Raw genomic sequence first — 15,921 nt, 5'->3', positions numbered from 1 at the left:
CGGAGGCCATGGGCGGCCGCGCTCCCCGGGGCCCTGGGCGACCGTGGGCACGCGCCGGGCGCCACGGGCGGCCGTTGACCGCCCCGGGGCGCCCGGCAGGGACCGGGTCAGCGCACCCCGAGCAGGTGCTCCATCGCGAGCTGGTCGAGGCGCTCGAAGGCCATCGAACGCTCGGCCGCGCCCTGCACATCGAAGTCCTCGTACGAGGCGGTGTCGGCGAGCAGGCCCTTCAGGCCGTCGGCGGCGGTCGGCAGCGCGAGCTCGTCGAGCCGGGAGGCGGTCAGCGCCTCCTGGACCTCGGCGTCGGCGCGGAAGGCGGCGGCGCGCTCCTGGAGGATCAGGTAGTTGCGCATGCAGTTCTTCGCGGACTCCCACACGCCGTCGAAGCCGTCGGTGCGCACGGGCTTGAAGTCGAAGTGGCGGGGGCCCTCGTAGCCGGCCGTCTCCAGGAGGTCGACGAGCCAGAACGCCTGGCGCAGGTCGCCCGCGCCGAAGCGGAAGTCCTGGTCGTACTTGATGCCCGACTGGCCGTTGAGGTCGATGTGGTACAGCTTGCCCGCCCACAGCGCCTGGGCGATGCCGTGCGGGAAGTTCAGGCCCGCCATCTGCTCGTGGCCGGTCTCGGGGTTGACGCCCACGAACTCGGGACGCTCCAGGCGCTCGATGAAGGCGAGGGCGTGGCCGATGGTCGGCAGGAGGATGTCGCCGCGGGGCTCGTTGGGCTTCGGCTCGATGGCGAAGCGCAGGTCGTAGCCCTGCTCGGTGACGTACTCGCCGAGGAGGTCGAAGGCCTCCTTCATACGGTCGAGCGCGACCCGCACGTCCTTGGCGGCCCCGGACTCCGCACCCTCGCGGCCGCCCCAGGCGACATAGGTGGTGGCGCCCAGCTCGACCGCGAGGTCGATGTTGCGGATGGTCTTGCGCAGGGCGTACCGGCGCACGTCGCGGTCGTTGGCGGTGAAGGCGCCGTCCTTGAAGACGGGGTGCGTGAAGAGGTTGGTGGTCGCCATCGGCACCTTGAGCCCGGTGCGCTCGAGCGCGTCCTTGAAGCGTTTGACGGCCGCCTCGCGCTGGGCTTCCGACGAGCCGAACGGGATCAGGTCGTCGTCGTGGAAGGTCACGCCGTACGCACCGAGGCCGGCCAGGCGCTCGACGGACTCGACGGGGTCGAGGGCCGGCCGGGTGGCCTCGCCGAAGGGGTCACGGCCCTGCCAGCCGACGGTCCACAGACCGAACGTGAACTTGTCCTGGGGGGTGGGGGTGAAGGAATCGGACATGGTGCGGCCCCTTGGGTGACGGCAGCTCGATGATTTGTTTGTCTCCTAACCAATACCTCATGAAGCAGCTCCCGCCAAGCCCTCGGCCCACGGCACGAGCTCTGAGGAATAATCGATGATTTACCCCATATGCCCGCTCGCCTCGTCCTCGTTGCCCCGCTTGACGGCCGTTCGCGCCCTGGACATATTTTGTTCTTCGTATAACCAAAATTATGGGCCCACATCACCAGTGAGGTGCGCAGTGCCGACATCACCCGTCGTCATCGGCGTGGACAGCTCCACCCAGTCCACCAAGGCGGTCGTCACCGACGCCGCCACCGGCCGGATCCTGGCGGTCGGGCGCGCGCCCCACACCGTCACCGGTGACGGCGGCGCTCGGGAGACCGATCCCGAGGTGTGGTGGCAGGCGCTGCGCGAAGCGGTCGCCGCCGCTCTCAAGGAGTCCGGTACGGCCGCGTCGGCCGTCATCGGCATCGCGGTCGCCGGCCAGCAGCACGGCCTGGTCACCCTGGACCCCGCCGGACGCCCGCTGCGCCCCGCCCTGCTGTGGAACGACACGCGCTCGGCCCCGCAGGCGGCCGCGCTCACCGAGGCGCTCGGCGGCCCGGACGCCTGGCTGGCCCGCACCGGCTCCGTGCCCGTCGCGTCCATGACCGCCGCCAAGTGGCAGTGGCTGCGGGAGCACGAGCCCGCCGTCGCCGAAGCGGCCGCCGCCGTACGGCTGCCGCACGACTTCCTCACCGAGCGGCTGACCGGCGTCGCGGCGACCGACCCGGGCGACGCGTCGGGCACCTGCTGGTACTCCACCGCCACCGGTGCCTACGATCCCGGGCTGCTCGACCTCGTCGGCCTCGACGCGGCGCTGCTGCCGGCCGTTGCCGCGGGCGGTGCCGAGCGCGTGGGCCCGCTGACCCGGGCGGCCGCCGCCGCGCTCGGTCTGCCCGAGGGCATCGCGGTGGCCGCCGGGACGGGCGACAACATGGCTGCCGCGGTCGGACTCGGGTTCGGCGGCGCCGGGCTGCTCGACCATCCCGTGGTCAGCCTCGGGACCTCCGGGACCGCCTTCGCGGCCACCCGTACGCGGGCCGCATCGGCCGCGCTCGCGGGGTTCTCCGCCACCGACGGCACCCATCTGCCGCTCGCGTGCACCCTCAACTGCACGCTCGCCGTCGACAAGGTCGCGGCGCTGCTCGGCCTCGGCCGCGAGGACGCGGAGCCGGGCGGCGAAGCGGTCCTGCTCCCGTACCTCGACGGGGAGCGCACGCCCGATCTTCCGCACGCCTCGGGCCTGCTCACCGGCCTGCGGCACACGACCACGGCGGGCCAGCTCCTCGGGGCCGCCTACGAGGGAGCGGTCTTCACCGTGCTGCGCGCGCTGGACGAGCTGCTCGTCGCCGTCGGCCTCGACCCGGACGGGCCCGGCGTGCGTTCCCGGCCGCTGCGGCTCATCGGCGGCGGCGCGCAGGGGCGCACCTGGGTCGAGACCGTACGCCGGCTCTCCGGTCGGCCCGTCCTGATCCCCGAGGCCCAGGAACTCGTCGCGCTGGGCGCGGCCGCCCTCGCCGCGGGCGCGGCGACCGGCGACGACCCGGTGGCCGTCGCGACGGGCTGGGGCACCGGCCGGGGCCGCGAACTGCCCGCCGTGGAACGGGACCGGGCGACGTGGGAACGGATCGAGTCGGTGCTCGGCGATGCAGGTGGGTGGTTCGCCCGGGCGGGGCGCTGAGCCCTTCGCGCGCCTTCGGAGAGCGCGGCCGGTTCGGCCAACTCGCGTGCCCCGCCCATCGGTTCGAAAGTGTTTCGATCGCACCACTCCATTGCGGCCGGGGTGCCGCACGTCTGGACGCTCTACAAGGAGGTCCAGCGCTACTGGGCCCGCGGTCTGCGCGCCCCCGAGGACGTCACCGTCGTCCTGTGCGACGACAACTGGGGCAACATCCGCAAGCATCCCGACCCCGCCGAGCCGGCCCGCTCCGGCGGCTACGGCCTCCATCACCACTTCGACCACGTCGGCGTCGGCCGCAACCACAAGTGGGTGGACACGACGTCGCTGCCGAACCTGTGGGACCAGCTGCGGCAGGCCGCGGCGTACGGCAACCGCACGCTGTGGATGACCAACGTCGGCGACCTCAAGGGCGACGAAGTGCCTCTTCCTCGACTACGCCTGGAACCCGGCCCGCTGGGGCTGGAGGACATCCCCGCGTGGGAACGCCGTTACGCGGCCCAGAACTTCGGCGAGGCGCAGGCGGCCGCGATCGCCTCCGTCCTCGCCGACTACCGGGCTGCAGTCGCTGCGCAAGCCCGAGCTCCTCAACCGGTGCATCACCCTGGACCCGGCGAAGGACCCGGCGACCGACTCCTCCGCGATCGTGTACGACGACAAGGCGACACCGTTCTCGCTCGACCACCACCGCGAGCTGGAGCGCGTCACCGAGCAGTGGCAGCAGCCGGCCGCACGCGCCGGGCGCATCGGCCGCCGCCTGCCGGAATCCGCCCGGGACCGCCGGCTGCTCGACGCGTGTCTGAACGTCCGACGCTGCACCTCCCTCACGGTCCGGGGCTTCACCGACGCGTACGCGTGGGTGCCTGGCCGGTTCCAGGGCCAGGGCGCGGCCAACCTCCTCGACGAGGACTTCGCGGCCGAACCCGCCTATGTGGCGGTCCGCGACGAACTGGCCGCGGGGCGCTGATCCCGCCGGTCCGCTGCTGCCTCCGGCGGCGGGTGCGGCACGGTCGGCCGTGCCCTCGGTCGGCGGCGGGTGCGGCCGATCCGACCCTTGCAGCCCGTCCGACCTTGGGCTTCTCCAATATTGAGTCGAGGGTTGTCAAGTTTCCTCTCATGCGTCGCATAGATGTGCGTCAGGGCATCGCAGAACGGACCCGCACGGAAGAAATGACCCGTGACGCTCATGCGCACCGGCCCCCTCCGCGAGATCGGCCGTCTCACCCGTCAGCTGTTCGGGACCGCCGCCCGGCCCGCGGCGATGCCGATGGACGCGTACCGCACGGGTGAGGACTTCGTGGTCCACTTCGACCTTCGCGGTGTCCACCCCGAGACGATCGACCTCGATGTCGGCGGAACGTCCTCGGCATCCGCACCGAGCGGCGCTCACCGGCCCCCGCCGCCGCCCCGTGGGCCGGCGGCTCCGGCGCCTGCGAGCGCGAGTCCGCGCTCGTCCGAGGCGCGGGCGGCGGGGCGGGCCCCCTTTCCCGCTTTCCGGGATCGTCCCGGCCCCCGCCTCGGGGCCGGCCCCGCCCCCTGCGGTCTCATGTGCCCCCGTACGCCCTGCCAGGCGTACGGGGGCATGAGACCGCAGGGGGCGAAACACCTGGATCGCGTCGACGACAGGACCACATCCGACGTCCGGGCGCCGAGTTGTCACCGGGTTGCCGTAGAGGAGACTGGGGAGCAGGGAAGACGTCGACGCAGGGCGAGGCTGGGTGGCCATGGGAGCACCGGACGTCGGGCAGGGGACGAGCGAGCGCGACGGGTTCGCGAGGCCCGGCTGGGCTCGTGTCGTGGTCGACGCGCGGGGTGTCGTGACCGGTTGGAGCTCGGCTGCCCAGCAGTTGCTCGGGTACGCCGCCGACCAGGTGCTGGGGCGCCCGGCGGCCGACCTGCTGGCCGAGGCCGAGGAGCCGGCCCGGGAGCCGGGGGGCGGTGAGAGCGGCGCGGTCCTCGTGCGGCATCGCGACGGCGGGCTGGTGCCCCTGCGGCTGACCGTCCGTACCGAGGAATCCGCCGGTGCTGGGCGCGAGGTCGGGACCCGCTGGGTGGTGATGCTCGCCCCGGCGGCGACGCCGGAGCCGGCGGGGATGCGGGAGCGGGACTGGGACCGGGCGCTGCTGGAGTCGCTGTTCACCCAGTCGCCGGTGGGGCTCTTCGTCTTCGACGAGCAGTTGCGTCTGCTGCGGTACAACGCCGCGGCGGAGGGCATGCAGGGCACACCGGAGTCGGAGGGGATCGGGAAGCGGCTGACCGAGGTGTGGCCCGACTTCAGCGCGGAGTTGGCGGAACGCGTGCTGGCACAGGTGCTGGAGTCCGGTGTACCGGTGATCGGATTCGAGAAGCACGGCAGGCCCCCGGGTGACCCGGGTCGCGAGCACGTCCACTCGGTCTCCGCGTTCCGCCTCGAGGACCACGACGGCCGTGTACTCGGCGTGGCCGACGCCGCCGTCGACGTCACCGACCGCTACCTCGCGCGGCAGCGGCTGGCAGTGCTGGCCGAGGGCGGTGCCCGGATCGGATCCACCCTCGATGTGATGCGGACGGCGCAGGAGTTGGCCGAAGTGGCGGTGCCACGACTGGCCGACAGCATCGCGGTCGAGGTCCTCGAACCGGTGCTCGCGGGCGAGGACATCGTCCCCGGCCCCGTGCGGCCCGACGCGGTGCTGCGCCGTGCGGCTTCGCGGTCCCGCCGGCACGGCGTACCGGCCGGCGCCTACGCGGTCGGCGAGGAGAGCACGTTCCCCCTCGTCGCCCCGTCCGCCCGGGCCCTCTCCGATCTTCGGCCGCGCCTGGTCAGCCCGGTGCACGCGGACAGCGACTGGGTGCTCCACGATCCCGTCCGCGGCCGGCGGATGCTGGACGAGAAGGTGCACTCGCTCATGTTCGTGCCGCTGGTCGCCCAGGACCGCGCCCTGGGCATCGCCACCTTCTACCGCTGGGGGGAACAGGGTCCCTTCCAGCAGGACGACCTCACCCTGGCCACCGACCTGAGCCATCGCACGGCCCAGTGCCTGGACAACGCCCGCCGCTACCTCCGCGAGCACAACTCCCTCGTGTCCCTGCAGCGCAGCCTGCTTCCGGGGGAGTTGCCCCAGAGCAACGGGGTGGAGGTTGCCCACGAGTACATCCACGCCGGTACCGGGGGCGGCTGGGTCGACGTCGTACCGCTGTCGGGAGCCCGGGTCGCCCTGGTGGCCGGCACCGTGCCCGGGCGCGGCGTGGGGTCCGCCGCCGCCGTGGGACGGCTGCGGGCGGCCGTGCACACGCTCTCGGACCTGGACCTGGAGCCCGACGAGGAGCTCGCCCGCCTGGACGACCTGGTACGCCGCCTCGGCAGGGACGACTCACAGGGCGCGGCCGGCGAACCCCGGCCCGACGACGGCCCGGGGCCACGCCCCGTGAGCGACGACGCCGGGTGCACCTGCCTCTATCTGGTCTACGACCCCGTCTCCCAGCTCTGCTCCATGGCCGGCGCGGGCCATCCCGGCCCCGCTGTCGCCTTCCCGGACGGGACGGCGAAGATCCTCGGCGTCCCGGCCGCCGCCCCTCTCGGCCTCCCGGGCCCGCCGTTCGAGAAGACCGAGGTGACGCTGCCCGAGGGTTCCTTGCTCGCCCTGTACACCAGCGGGTTCCTCCAGGCGCACCCCGGCGAAGGGGAGGAGTCCCGGCTCGCCGGCCTGCTCGCCCGGTCGCGCGGCTCCGTGCGGGACGCCGCCCGCATGCTCACCGAGGCGCTGGTCCCGGCACGGCCCAGCGAGGACGCCGCCGTGCTCGTCGCACGGACGCACGCCCTCGGCTCGGGCCGGGTCGTGTCGTGGGACCTGCCGACGGACCCGGCGATCGTCTCCACCGCCCGTTCGCTCGTCACCCGCCAGCTCATGTCGTGGGCCCTGGAGGAGGAGGCGTTCGCCACCGAGCTCATCGCGAGCGAGCTGGTCACCAACGCCGTACGGCACGCGAAGTCCCCCATCCGGCTACGACTGATCCGGGACCGCGTCCTGACGTGCGAGGTCTCCGACGGCAGCAGCACGGCGCCACGGCTGCGGCATGCGCGCACGAGCGACGAGGGCGGCCGCGGGCTGTTCCTCGTGGCGCAGTGCGCCGAGCGCTGGGGAACGCGCTACACGCAGCGGGGCAAGACGATCTGGACGGAGCTGAAACTCGCCTGATCGCGCGTGACGTGGTTTGCCGGCGGCCCCGGCCCAGGGGTTGACCGGGGCCACCGGGGAACGGGCACTCCGAGGGGAGCGAAGTGTCCGAACAGGAACACCGTGGGGCCGACGAGGAGGAGTGTCGTCCGCAGTGCCAGGTGCAGTAAATATATATACCGCCAAGTAAGCAAGAGTATGAAAAATTTCATTCCGGAAGTTGGCCTGAAAGACCCGGGCCCGGCGCAGGCACGCCGTCAGTACTCGATGAAGAAGTCGTGCTGCTCCGCGGCCTGTTCGTACTTCTCCAGCCGGATCTGCGTGCGCTCCGGGTCGGCGTCGGCCATGGCCTGAAGGATCGCCGCGGAGAGGACTCCGGGCGCCGCGTAGGAGTCGAAGACGAGACGTGATCCGGTGCCGGCATTGAGCGTCACGTCGGCCTCGTCCACGAGCGGGCCGAGCGTCAGGTCGGTGATCAGGGCGACACGCAGCCCGGTGCTGCGCGCGGAGCGCACCGCCGCGAGCGTCTCCTTGGCGTGCCGCGGCATCGCGAAGGCCAGCACCCAGCTCCCGCCCGCCTCCCGGGACTGCAGGAGCGCGTCGTAGGCCACGCTGCCGCCGCGGGAGACCAGGCGTACGTCCGGGTGGATACGCCGGGCCGCGTACGCGAAGTACTCCGCCAGCGACGCGGAGATCCGCAGCCCCAGGATCGTCAGGGGGACCGACCGGGCCAGCTCGCGGCCGAGCGCGAGCACCTGGTCGGTGTCGGCGAAGACGCGGCGCAGACTCTCCAGGTTGCCGATCTCGGCGTCGACGGCGGCCTGGAGCTCGTTGCGGCGGCGCTCGTCCCCCGTGTCCGGAGAACCGGCGAGCGCGCTGAGGGCGATGGGCTGGAGGGCCTCCCTGAGCGCCGGGTAACCGCTGAAGCCCAGCGACGACGCGAAGCGCGTCACCGAAGGCTGGCTGACGCCCACCCGCTCCGCGAGGTCGGTGATCGACAGGAACGCGGCCTCGGTGAGGTGGTCGGTGATGTACTGCGCGATGCGCCGTTGGCCGGGAGAGAGACGATGACCGCCGAACAGAGCGCGGACCTTGTCCGCGGGGGACGGTTCGGTGTCCGGTGACTGCCGTCCCGGCGTGATCGCAGACGCCTGCGCGCGCGCCTGCTGCCCTGATGGCACCGTGTGCCTCCTTCTTGTCCCGCTCGTGCTCAACATAGCGCGACCCGCACCGCCGAGACCGGTCCCTCGGTCCGTCGTCCGTCCCGCCCTCCCCGCCCTCCGGCGCCTCGTTCCGGGCGGCGGTCACCTGGCCGGGCGGTGCCCGCCGGCTTCACCCGCCCCGCAGCGCGGGCCCGGAAGCGCAGCCGTGGCGCCGTCGCCGGGTGGACGCCGGGTCACACTCCGGGGACGAAGCCGCACGCGGGGGGTGCGCGTCCATGGTCGCGGAGGGAGTATGGAACGCGCGCGGATCCGGTGGGGTGGGCAGGTCCGCACAAATACGCCGTGACGGCGTCGGGAGGAGCGGCTAGGAATGGGTGGCACGGACGCGTTCTCCGCCGGCCCGGCCGCGACCGGACAGGTGGAGTTCGGGCCTGCCCCGCCGGGCGGACTGCTGGACGTCCTGCAGATGGCGGCGATAGTGCTCGACGAGTCGGGCAGGATCTCCCTCTGGAGCCCCGCGGCCGAGGAGCTGCTCGGCTACACCGCGGAGGAGGCACTGGGCCAGTACGCGGCCCGGCTGCTGGTCGCCGACGAGCACATCGAGCTCGTGCTCGGCCTCTTCGCGCAGGTCATGGGCAGCGGCGAGAGCTGGGCCGGGGTCTTCCCCGTCCGGCACAAGGACGGCGGCATCCGGCTGCTCGAGATGCGCAACATGCGGCTGCAGGACGTGCACGGCAGCTACTACGCGCTCGGCCTGGCCGCCGAGCAGGCCACGCTGCGCCGCGTGGAACGGGACCTGGCGCTGTCCGTACGCCTGGTGGACCAGTCCCCCATCGGGCTCGCCGTCCTGGACTCCGACCTGCGCTACGTGGCGGTCAACCCGGCACTGGAACGGCTCAACGGCATCCCCGCCGCGCAGCAGATCGGCAGGCGGGCGGGCGAAACGCTGCCGTTCCGGCACGACGGGACCAGCGAGGCCGCGATGCTCACGGTCCTGGAGAGCGGGAAACCGCTGCTGGACCGCCAGGTCCTGGGCCGGACCCCGGCCGACCCGGACACCGAGCGGGCCTGGTCGGTGTCCCTGTTCCGGCTGGAGGACCCCAGCGGGCGGATCCTGGGCGTCGCCGCATCGGTCGTCGACGTCACGGACCGGCACCAGGCGGCCATGGAGGCGGAGCGGGCGAGGCACCGGCTCGCCCTCGTCGCGGATGCGTCGGTGCGCATCGGCACCACCCTGGACCTGCGCGAGACCGCGCGGGAGCTCGCCGCGGTCGCCGTGCCCGAGCTCGCCGACATCGCCGCCGTGGACGTCCTGGACTCCGCCGTCCAGGGCCGTCGCGAAGAGATCCCGGTGGGCGGCACCGCCGTCCTGCGCGCCCTCGCCGTCGCCGCGGCGGCCCCCACCCCCGCGGTCCGGGCGGCCGACCCGACCGGCGAACTCGCCCGCTACGACTCGGACCGTCTGGTCACCAAGTGCGTGCAGACGGGCAAGCCGGTCGTGGTGCCCCGCGTGGGCGAGGCGGACCTGCCGAGCATCGCCCGCGACGCCGATTCCGCCGTCCTGCTCGCCGAGGCGGGCGTCCACTCGTATCTCGCCGTACCGCTGATCGCGCGGGGTGAGGTGCTCGGCGCGCTCGATCTCAAACGGTTCAGGAATCCGCTGCCCTTCGACTCCGACGACGTCATCCTGGCGTTGGAGCTGGCCGCCCGGGCAGCGGTGTGCATCGACAACGCCCGCTGGTACGAGCAGCAGCGCAACACCGCGCTCACGCTGCAGCGCAGTCTGCTGCCCCAGCAGCCGCCCCCTGCGGTGGGCCTGGACGTCGCGTTGCGCTACCAGCCGGCCGGTACCGCCGGAGAGGTCGGCGGCGACTGGTACGACATCCTGCCGCTCAGCGGGGACCGGACCGCCCTCGTGGTGGGCGACGTCATGGGCAGCGGCATCAACGCGGCCACCGCCATGGGCCAGCTGCGCACCGCGACGCGGACGCTGTCCGTGCTCGACCTCGACCCGGCGCAGGTGCTGCACCACCTCGACGCGATCACCATCGGCCTCGAGTCGTACATCGCCACGTGCCTCTACGCCCTCTACGACCCCCATCAGGCCCAGTGCACCATCGCCACCGCCGGTCATCTGCCGCCGGTGCTCGTACGACCGGGACACCGCCCGCGCCTGCTCGAACTGCCCACCGGCGTCCCGCTCGGCGTCGGCGGCGTCCCGTTCCGCGCCGTCACCGTCGGCCTCGACCCGGGCGACCGGCTCGTGCTCTACACCGACGGCCTCGTCGAGACCCGCGACCAGGACATCGACGTGCGCCTCGACGTGCTGCTCGGGCTGCTCGACGCGCCGCGTCCGGGGCTGGAGGAGACGTGCGACCGGCTGCTCGAGGCCCTGCGCAGCGGGATGGGCCAGGACGATGTGGCGCTGCTGATCGCCGGCGTACACGACCGGCGCGACTGACGACGCTCACCGCGGCCGGCTCGGTCGGCCGCCCGGCGCGCCGGGAAGGGCCCCGGCCCTGGCCGGGGCCGGGGCCGGGGCCCTTCCGTGGAGCGGGACCCTCCGCGAAGCGGTGAGCGCTACTGCAGCGGGTCGATGTTCGAGCGGCCGCCGCGTCGGGGCGCCGCCGAGAGAGGGCGGCCACCGCCCTGGCTGCCGCCGGTCACGGCGGCCATGGCCAGGCCGAGGCACAGGGCCACGACGCCGACGATGACGTTGCTCACGATGCTGCGCGTCGTGGCGACGTCGCCGGCGACCAGCCACGGAGCGATGATCGTCCATGCTCCGATGACGATGGCCGACCAGGCCATGGCGTGGGTCCGCTCGTATGCCGAGCCGAACCCGCCCATGCACACGGCATAGGCGACGCCGGTGATCAGGTTGCTGACGGCCAGTGTGGTGAGGCCGTTGAACCCGGCGATCCACGGCGAGGCCGCCAGGTAGAGGCCCGTGAGCAGGGCCAGAGTTTCTATCGCCTGGGCGCGGGGCGTGGTGGTCGCCCGCTCGAAGCGGGCGCGCATCTCGGCCAGGTCGGGATGCTGCTCGATGCTCGGGTGCGTGGTCATTGCGGGCCGTCCTCCCTCGGGAGCCTGAATTGACCCTTTCATCTGAAATGAAACGCTTTTTGTACCGTTCCGGTCAACGGGCTTCCACGACGCTGTCGGACCGGTCTGGGAAGCTCCCGGCATGGAGACGACACTGCAGCTGACCATCGACTGCGCCGACCCGCGAAGGCTCGTCGCCTTCTGGTGCGAGGCGCTCGGCTATGTGCCCGAGCCGCCGCCCGGCGGGCATGCCACCTGGCGGGACTACTGGGCGGACATGGGGGTGCCGGAGGACGAGCTGACCGACGGCGCAGGCGACGCGCCGGAGTCGATCGTCGATCCGGACGGGCGGGGACCACGCGTGTGGTTCCAGCGGGTGCCGGAGCCGAAGACGGTCAAGAACCGGGTGCATCTGGACCTGAAGGTGGGCGGTGGCCGGGGCGTGCCGGTCGCGGTCCGCACGCAGCGGGTCACGAGCACGGTGGAGCGGCTGGTGAAGGCCGGCGCCACCGTGCTCCGCGTCATGGACGAGCCGGGCATGGAGTACTACGCGGTGGTGCTCCAGGACCCCGAGGGCAACGAGTTCTGCGTCGTATGACGCGCTCCCGGACCACCGTGCGCCATCGCGTGCGTCAGGCGCCGGGGGCGGCGTGGACCCGCTCCCCACCGACGTACGTCAGCGCGACCCCCGGTCTCCGCGATGGCCTCGGGCGCTGCCCGCGGCAGCGCGGGCGGCGGACGAGACGGCCTGGCGGTCGACGTACGCCAGGCTGCCCGCCGAGACCCACCCCCATGTCTCCGCCACGGCACGGCATCTGGTGGCGGACATGAACCTCAGCGCCTACCCGAGAGCGCTCGACATGCTGCTCACGGCAGCGGCTGCCCGGCTGGAGGAGGTGACGGGCCGGACGCCCCGTCGGCGGCCACGAGCGACCGGGTGAACGGAACACGGGCCAGGGCGACCACGCCGAGGGCGATCAACGCGAAGCCGAGCAGCTGCGGCAGCAGCCACCAGCCGGAGCGCACATGCTCCTCGTACAGCAGGATGCCGAGCGCGAGACTCACCGTCGCGTCGCCGAGGGTCAGTGCGGGCTGCGAGGCGACGAGCGGTCCCCCTTGCAGCGCGTTCTCCAGGAGGAAGAGCGCGGTCCCGCCGCTCACGGCGAAGGCGTAGGTCTGCCAGGTGGTGAAGAAGGCCGCGACTCCCTGGTCGTCCAGGGTGTGGGTCGCCGACTTCATGAGCGCCGCGGTCAGTGCGTAGCTGATGGCGGTGGCAGCGCCCAGGAAGGCCGCCCGGGCCCGCCCCTCGGGGCGCCTCAGCGCCACGGCGGAGAGGACCACGATCGCTGTGGCGCAGCCGACGAGGGCGGGCAGCCAGCGATGCATCGGCACATCCGTGCGATTGCCCGCGGGGGCCAGGGCGGCGAGGGCGACGCCGAGGCCCACCACCACACAGGTCACGGCCAGCCAGCCGGAACGGGGCAGCCGACGGCGCATGAGCAGCGACGCGACGATCAGCGCGAGCGGCAGTTCCAGGACGAAGAGCGGCTGAACGACCGCTATCGGCCCGTTGTTCAGGGCCAGGGCCTGGCACACGCCCGCGGCGATCACGGCGGCGATGCCGGCCAGCCAGAGAGGACGCCGCAGCAGATCGACCATCAGCCCCGGGCGCAAGCCGGCCGCGCTGGGCACCTTGAGGGCCTCCCGGCGCTGCAGCACGGTGGCGAAGGCGTTGCTGAGCGCCGAGGCGAGGGCGAAAAGGACCGGGAGGAAGGTGAACACCGTGCGACCTCCCGCTTCCACCCGCGTCGTCTGTCCCGTACTCCTGCCATGGTGGCCCCGGCCCGCCGTCCCCCGCGACCGAACCGGCCGGGCTGCGGTGCACACGGCGCCGTCCGACAATGGGTCCAGGTCGCATGCCACGAGCCGCATGCCCGACCCACTCACGACGTCGGACGACGTCGGCACGGCGTCGGCCGAGAGGAACGTGCTCATGCGCGCAGAGTCGTCAGCGGCCGCGCGGACTGGGGCCTTCATCGCGGTCACGGTCGCGCTGTTCTGCATCCAGCTCGACTTCTTCGCCCCGAACCTGGCCATCCCCGGTATCTCGCACGAGTTCGGTGTCACGGCCCCGGCCGTCCAGTGGACGCTCTCGGCGTACCTGCTCGCCATCGGCTGCTCCTTCATCGTGGGCGGCCGGCTGGGTGACGTCTTCGGGCGCCGGGGCACCCTGCTCACCGGGATCACGCTGTCCGCCGCCGGTTCCGTGGGGTGCGCGCTCGCCCCCGGGAAGGTCCCGCCGCTGTCCCTGCGCGCCGCACCCCTGCCCGTGCCGAGCGGGGACAGAGCCGCCGACGCCGGCAGTGGTGACCGACGGACCGGCGAGGACCGGCAGTGACCGGCGGGCCGGAGCGTACGGCGATCCTGCACCGGGCGGTCCGCGTGGCCGTCGCGGCGAGCGCCGGCTTCTACTCCTTCCTGTACGGGTTCGACCAGCCCGTCATGGCGCTGTACGCGCTGTTCGCCCCCGTCGCCCTCGGCGCGCTGTCGTCGGTCCCCGGGTCGGGCCGGCAGCGGGCCGTCGTGATGCTGAAGGCGCTGCCGATCGCCCTGGCGCTGGTGACGCTGGGAACGGCCCTGGCGGTACGGACCTGGGCCGCGGTGCTCGGGATGCTCGTCGTCGGCTTCCTCCTCGCCTTCGCGGCGGTCGCGGGCCCCCGCCCGGCCGGGGTGGCACCCGGGCTGCAGCTCTTCTACATCCTGGCGTGCTTCCCGCCGTACGCCCCCGAAACCCTGGGCCTTCGCCTGGCCGGCCTCACCGCGGGGGTCCTGCTCCTGGTCGCGTGCGAGCTCTTCCTCCTGCCCACCCCGGCGACCGCGTCCTACCGGGGCCTGCTGGCGGACGCGGTCGACACCGCGGCCGCCGCGGCGGCGGATCCTTGCGCCGCGTCCCCCGCCGGCCTCCGTGAATCCGGCAGCCTCCTGCGCCTCTCGCAGCTGCCCCCCGCCGAACGGCCCGCCGGCCCCTGGCGCACGGACCGGGCCATGTTCCAGGCGGGCAGCGCGGCCCGCCGGCTCCTCGACCAGCTGGCGCACTTCGCCGACGCGCTCTCGTCCGACGGCACCGTCGCGTCCGGCGGCGGGGGCCGGGGCGGCGTGGACGCCGCTTCCGAGTCGCTCCTGCGCCGGATCGCGGCCCTGTGCACCGGCATCGCGGGCGCCCTGCGCGCCGGCAGGCCGCCCCCGGCGCCCGGGACGCTCGAGGACGCCATACGGGACTTCCAGGAACTGCGCGTCCGGCAGGCCACGGGCCCGGCCGACACCGTGCCCGCGGTGCCCGTACTGCGACACCAGGCCTCGGTGCTGGCCATGGCGGAGTCGGTGCGGATCCTGGAGACCGCGGTACTGGTCGGCACGGAGGGGCGGCGGACGGCACCGATCAGGCCGCGGGAACTCTTCTGGTACGCCGACGCGAGCACCGCGAGACTGTGGAAGGCGCGGCTCCTCGGGAACATGACCCTGCGCTCGGTGCAGTTCCAGAACGCCGTCCGGATCGCGCTCGGGCTCGGCGCCGCCCGGCTGGTGGCGGGGTCGCTCGATCTGACGCACGGGTTCTGGGTGCTGCTCGCCGTCCTGACCCTGGGCCGGACCACCGTCGGGGCCACCTGGGCGGCCGTGCGCAAGGCGGTGGCCGGGAATCTCGTCGGCGCGGTGGCGGCAGGCTCGCTGATCCTGGGGCTCGGGCCGAACACCGAGGCGTACGCCGCCATCCTCGCGCCCGGGATGCTCCTCGCGTTCACGCTCGGGCCGCTGCTCGGGATCGCGTGGGCCCAGGCACTGTTCACGCTCGTCGTGGCGTCCGCGTTCGCCCAGATCGCCCCCGCGTCCTGGCACCTGGCCGAGGCACGCCTCGTCGACGTGTTGGCGGGCAGCGTGACCGGGCTGCTGTGCGCGCTGCTCGCGTGGCCCGCCGGCGCCCGGCGCGAGGTGCGCAGAACCATGGCCGCCCTGCTCCGCTCCTGCGGCCCGCTGATCACGGGGACGGTCGGTGTGCTGCTGGGCGACGCGTCGGGCACCAGGCCCCCGCCGCCGTCCACGTGGCCCACCCTGCACCGCCTGCGGCTCGCGGAGACCGCGTACGACCAGTACCGGAGCGAACCGGGCCGCGACCGGGCCGCCGCCCTCGCGGACTGGCATGCCGTGCTCATCGCCGCGAACCAGGTTCTCCTCGGCACCCACTGGCTTCCCTGCTTCGCTCCGCCCGTGGTCACGGTCCCGCGGGACGCCGCCGACTGGGCCCGTACGACGGCCGACCGCCTGGCCGCTACCACCGAGCGGATCGCCGTGCTCGTCACCGAGGACGCACCGAGCCCACGGGCACCCGATCCGCCGCGGGCGGTACGGGCGGACGCCCCGCCGCTGCCGGTGCTGATCGACCTCGAGATGTGGCTGCGCAGTCTTTCCGCCCAGCTCGCCCGGATCGAGGACTCGGTCCACGACACGGCGCACGCCGTGATCGTCCGCGGCGGCCCCGGCTCCTAGGGTGCGCCTTATGCCTG

11 protein-coding genes and 3 pseudogenes are annotated in these 15,921 nt (G+C 73.3%); 10 read left to right on the top strand and 4 right to left on the bottom strand.

Features of this window, described 5'->3' with window-relative positions; genetic code table 11:
- Positions 1-107: 107 nt before the first annotated feature.
- On the bottom strand, positions 108-1,277 hold the full coding sequence (xylA, locus tag ACWCP0_RS03330; protein WP_451077154.1) for a xylose isomerase: 1,170 nt from the start codon (positions 1,275-1,277) through the stop codon (positions 108-110).
- Positions 1,278-1,518: 241 nt separating this feature from the next.
- Between xylA and xylB the strand changes: the two genes are divergently transcribed.
- From xylB to ACWCP0_RS03305, 5 genes and pseudogenes are all read left to right on the top strand, one after another.
- The gene (xylB, locus tag ACWCP0_RS03325; RefSeq protein WP_451077153.1) at positions 1,519-3,003 is read left to right on the top strand and encodes a xylulokinase; all 1,485 of its coding nucleotides are present in this window, start codon (positions 1,519-1,521) and stop codon (positions 3,001-3,003) included.
- A 69-nt stretch (positions 3,004-3,072) separates the two neighbouring features.
- Positions 3,073-3,510, top strand: a pseudogene (locus ACWCP0_RS03320) (glycosyl hydrolase 115 family protein); the annotation flags it as partial.
- Positions 3,511-3,646: 136 nt separating this feature from the next.
- Complete coding sequence (locus tag ACWCP0_RS03315; RefSeq protein WP_451077152.1) at positions 3,647-3,967, top strand: endo-1,4-beta-xylanase; 321 nt, start codon at positions 3,647-3,649, stop codon at positions 3,965-3,967.
- Positions 3,968-4,186: 219 nt separating this feature from the next.
- Positions 4,187-4,407, top strand: a pseudogene (locus ACWCP0_RS03310) (Hsp20/alpha crystallin family protein); the annotation flags it as partial.
- Positions 4,408-4,724: 317 nt separating this feature from the next.
- A complete protein-coding gene (locus ACWCP0_RS03305) occupies positions 4,725-7,175 on the top strand; it encodes a SpoIIE family protein phosphatase (protein ID WP_451077151.1) in 2,451 nt (816 codons plus the stop codon).
- Between the two features lie 236 nt (positions 7,176-7,411).
- Here the strand turns inward: ACWCP0_RS03305 and ACWCP0_RS03300 are convergent, their stop codons facing one another.
- On the bottom strand, positions 7,412-8,335 hold the full coding sequence (locus ACWCP0_RS03300; RefSeq protein ID WP_451077150.1) for a MurR/RpiR family transcriptional regulator: 924 nt from the start codon (positions 8,333-8,335) through the stop codon (positions 7,412-7,414).
- 352 nt (positions 8,336-8,687) lie between these two features.
- Here ACWCP0_RS03300 and ACWCP0_RS03295 point away from each other — a divergent pair, with 352 nt between their 5' ends.
- Positions 8,688-10,778 (top strand): SpoIIE family protein phosphatase, encoded by a 2,091-nt coding sequence (locus ACWCP0_RS03295; RefSeq protein WP_451077149.1) that lies wholly within the window; start codon positions 8,688-8,690, stop codon positions 10,776-10,778.
- 119 nt (positions 10,779-10,897) lie between these two features.
- On the opposite strand, the gene ACWCP0_RS03290 is transcribed toward ACWCP0_RS03295, so the two are convergent.
- Positions 10,898-11,383 (bottom strand): SPW repeat protein, encoded by a 486-nt coding sequence (locus ACWCP0_RS03290; protein ID WP_451077148.1) that lies wholly within the window; start codon positions 11,381-11,383, stop codon positions 10,898-10,900.
- A 121-nt stretch (positions 11,384-11,504) separates the two neighbouring features.
- Between ACWCP0_RS03290 and ACWCP0_RS03285 the strand changes: the two genes are divergently transcribed.
- Positions 11,505-11,960 carry a VOC family protein gene (locus ACWCP0_RS03285; RefSeq protein WP_451077147.1) on the top strand — a complete coding sequence of 152 codons (456 nt, stop codon included), beginning with the start codon at positions 11,505-11,507 and terminating at the stop codon, positions 11,958-11,960.
- 112 nt (positions 11,961-12,072) lie between these two features.
- Positions 12,073-12,303: pseudogene (locus tag ACWCP0_RS03280) on the top strand (TetR/AcrR family transcriptional regulator); the annotation flags it as partial.
- On the opposite strand, the gene ACWCP0_RS03275 reads toward ACWCP0_RS03280, so the two are convergent.
- On the bottom strand, positions 12,230-13,144 hold the full coding sequence (locus ACWCP0_RS03275) for a DMT family transporter (protein WP_451077146.1): 915 nt from the start codon (positions 13,142-13,144) through the stop codon (positions 12,230-12,232). The pseudogene ACWCP0_RS03280 and the gene ACWCP0_RS03275 sit on opposite strands and share 74 nt — an antisense overlap.
- A 148-nt stretch (positions 13,145-13,292) precedes the next feature.
- Here ACWCP0_RS03275 and ACWCP0_RS03270 point away from each other — a divergent pair, with 148 nt between their 5' ends.
- Positions 13,293-13,760 carry an MFS transporter gene (locus ACWCP0_RS03270; protein ID WP_451077145.1) on the top strand — a complete coding sequence of 156 codons (468 nt, stop codon included), beginning with the start codon at positions 13,293-13,295 and terminating at the stop codon, positions 13,758-13,760.
- On the top strand, positions 13,757-15,904 hold the full coding sequence (locus ACWCP0_RS03265; RefSeq protein WP_451077144.1) for an FUSC family protein: 2,148 nt from the start codon (positions 13,757-13,759) through the stop codon (positions 15,902-15,904). The genes ACWCP0_RS03270 and ACWCP0_RS03265 overlap by 4 nt, the downstream gene beginning before the upstream one ends.
- The last annotated feature ends 17 nt before the right edge of the window (positions 15,905-15,921 follow it).

Source organism: Streptomyces sp. NPDC001970, assembly GCF_053594115.1.
The sequence above is the reverse complement of the archived record's forward strand: the minus strand, read 5'-3'. Positions and strand labels throughout refer to the sequence as shown.

Coding starts and splice junctions, on each gene's coding strand:
- ACWCP0_RS03285 (WP_451077147.1), top strand. CDS start 11,505: ATGGAGACGACACTGCAGCTGACCATCGACTGCGCCGACCCGCGAAGG.
- ACWCP0_RS03270 (WP_451077145.1), top strand. CDS start 13,293: ATGCCCGACCCACTCACGACGTCGGACGACGTCGGCACGGCGTCGGCC.
- ACWCP0_RS03295 (WP_451077149.1), top strand. CDS start 8,688: ATGGGTGGCACGGACGCGTTCTCCGCCGGCCCGGCCGCGACCGGACAG.
- ACWCP0_RS03290 (WP_451077148.1), bottom strand. CDS start 11,383: ATGACCACGCACCCGAGCATCGAGCAGCATCCCGACCTGGCCGAGATG.
- xylA (WP_451077154.1), bottom strand. CDS start 1,277: ATGTCCGATTCCTTCACCCCCACCCCCCAGGACAAGTTCACGTTCGGT.
- ACWCP0_RS03305 (WP_451077151.1), top strand. CDS start 4,725: ATGGGAGCACCGGACGTCGGGCAGGGGACGAGCGAGCGCGACGGGTTC.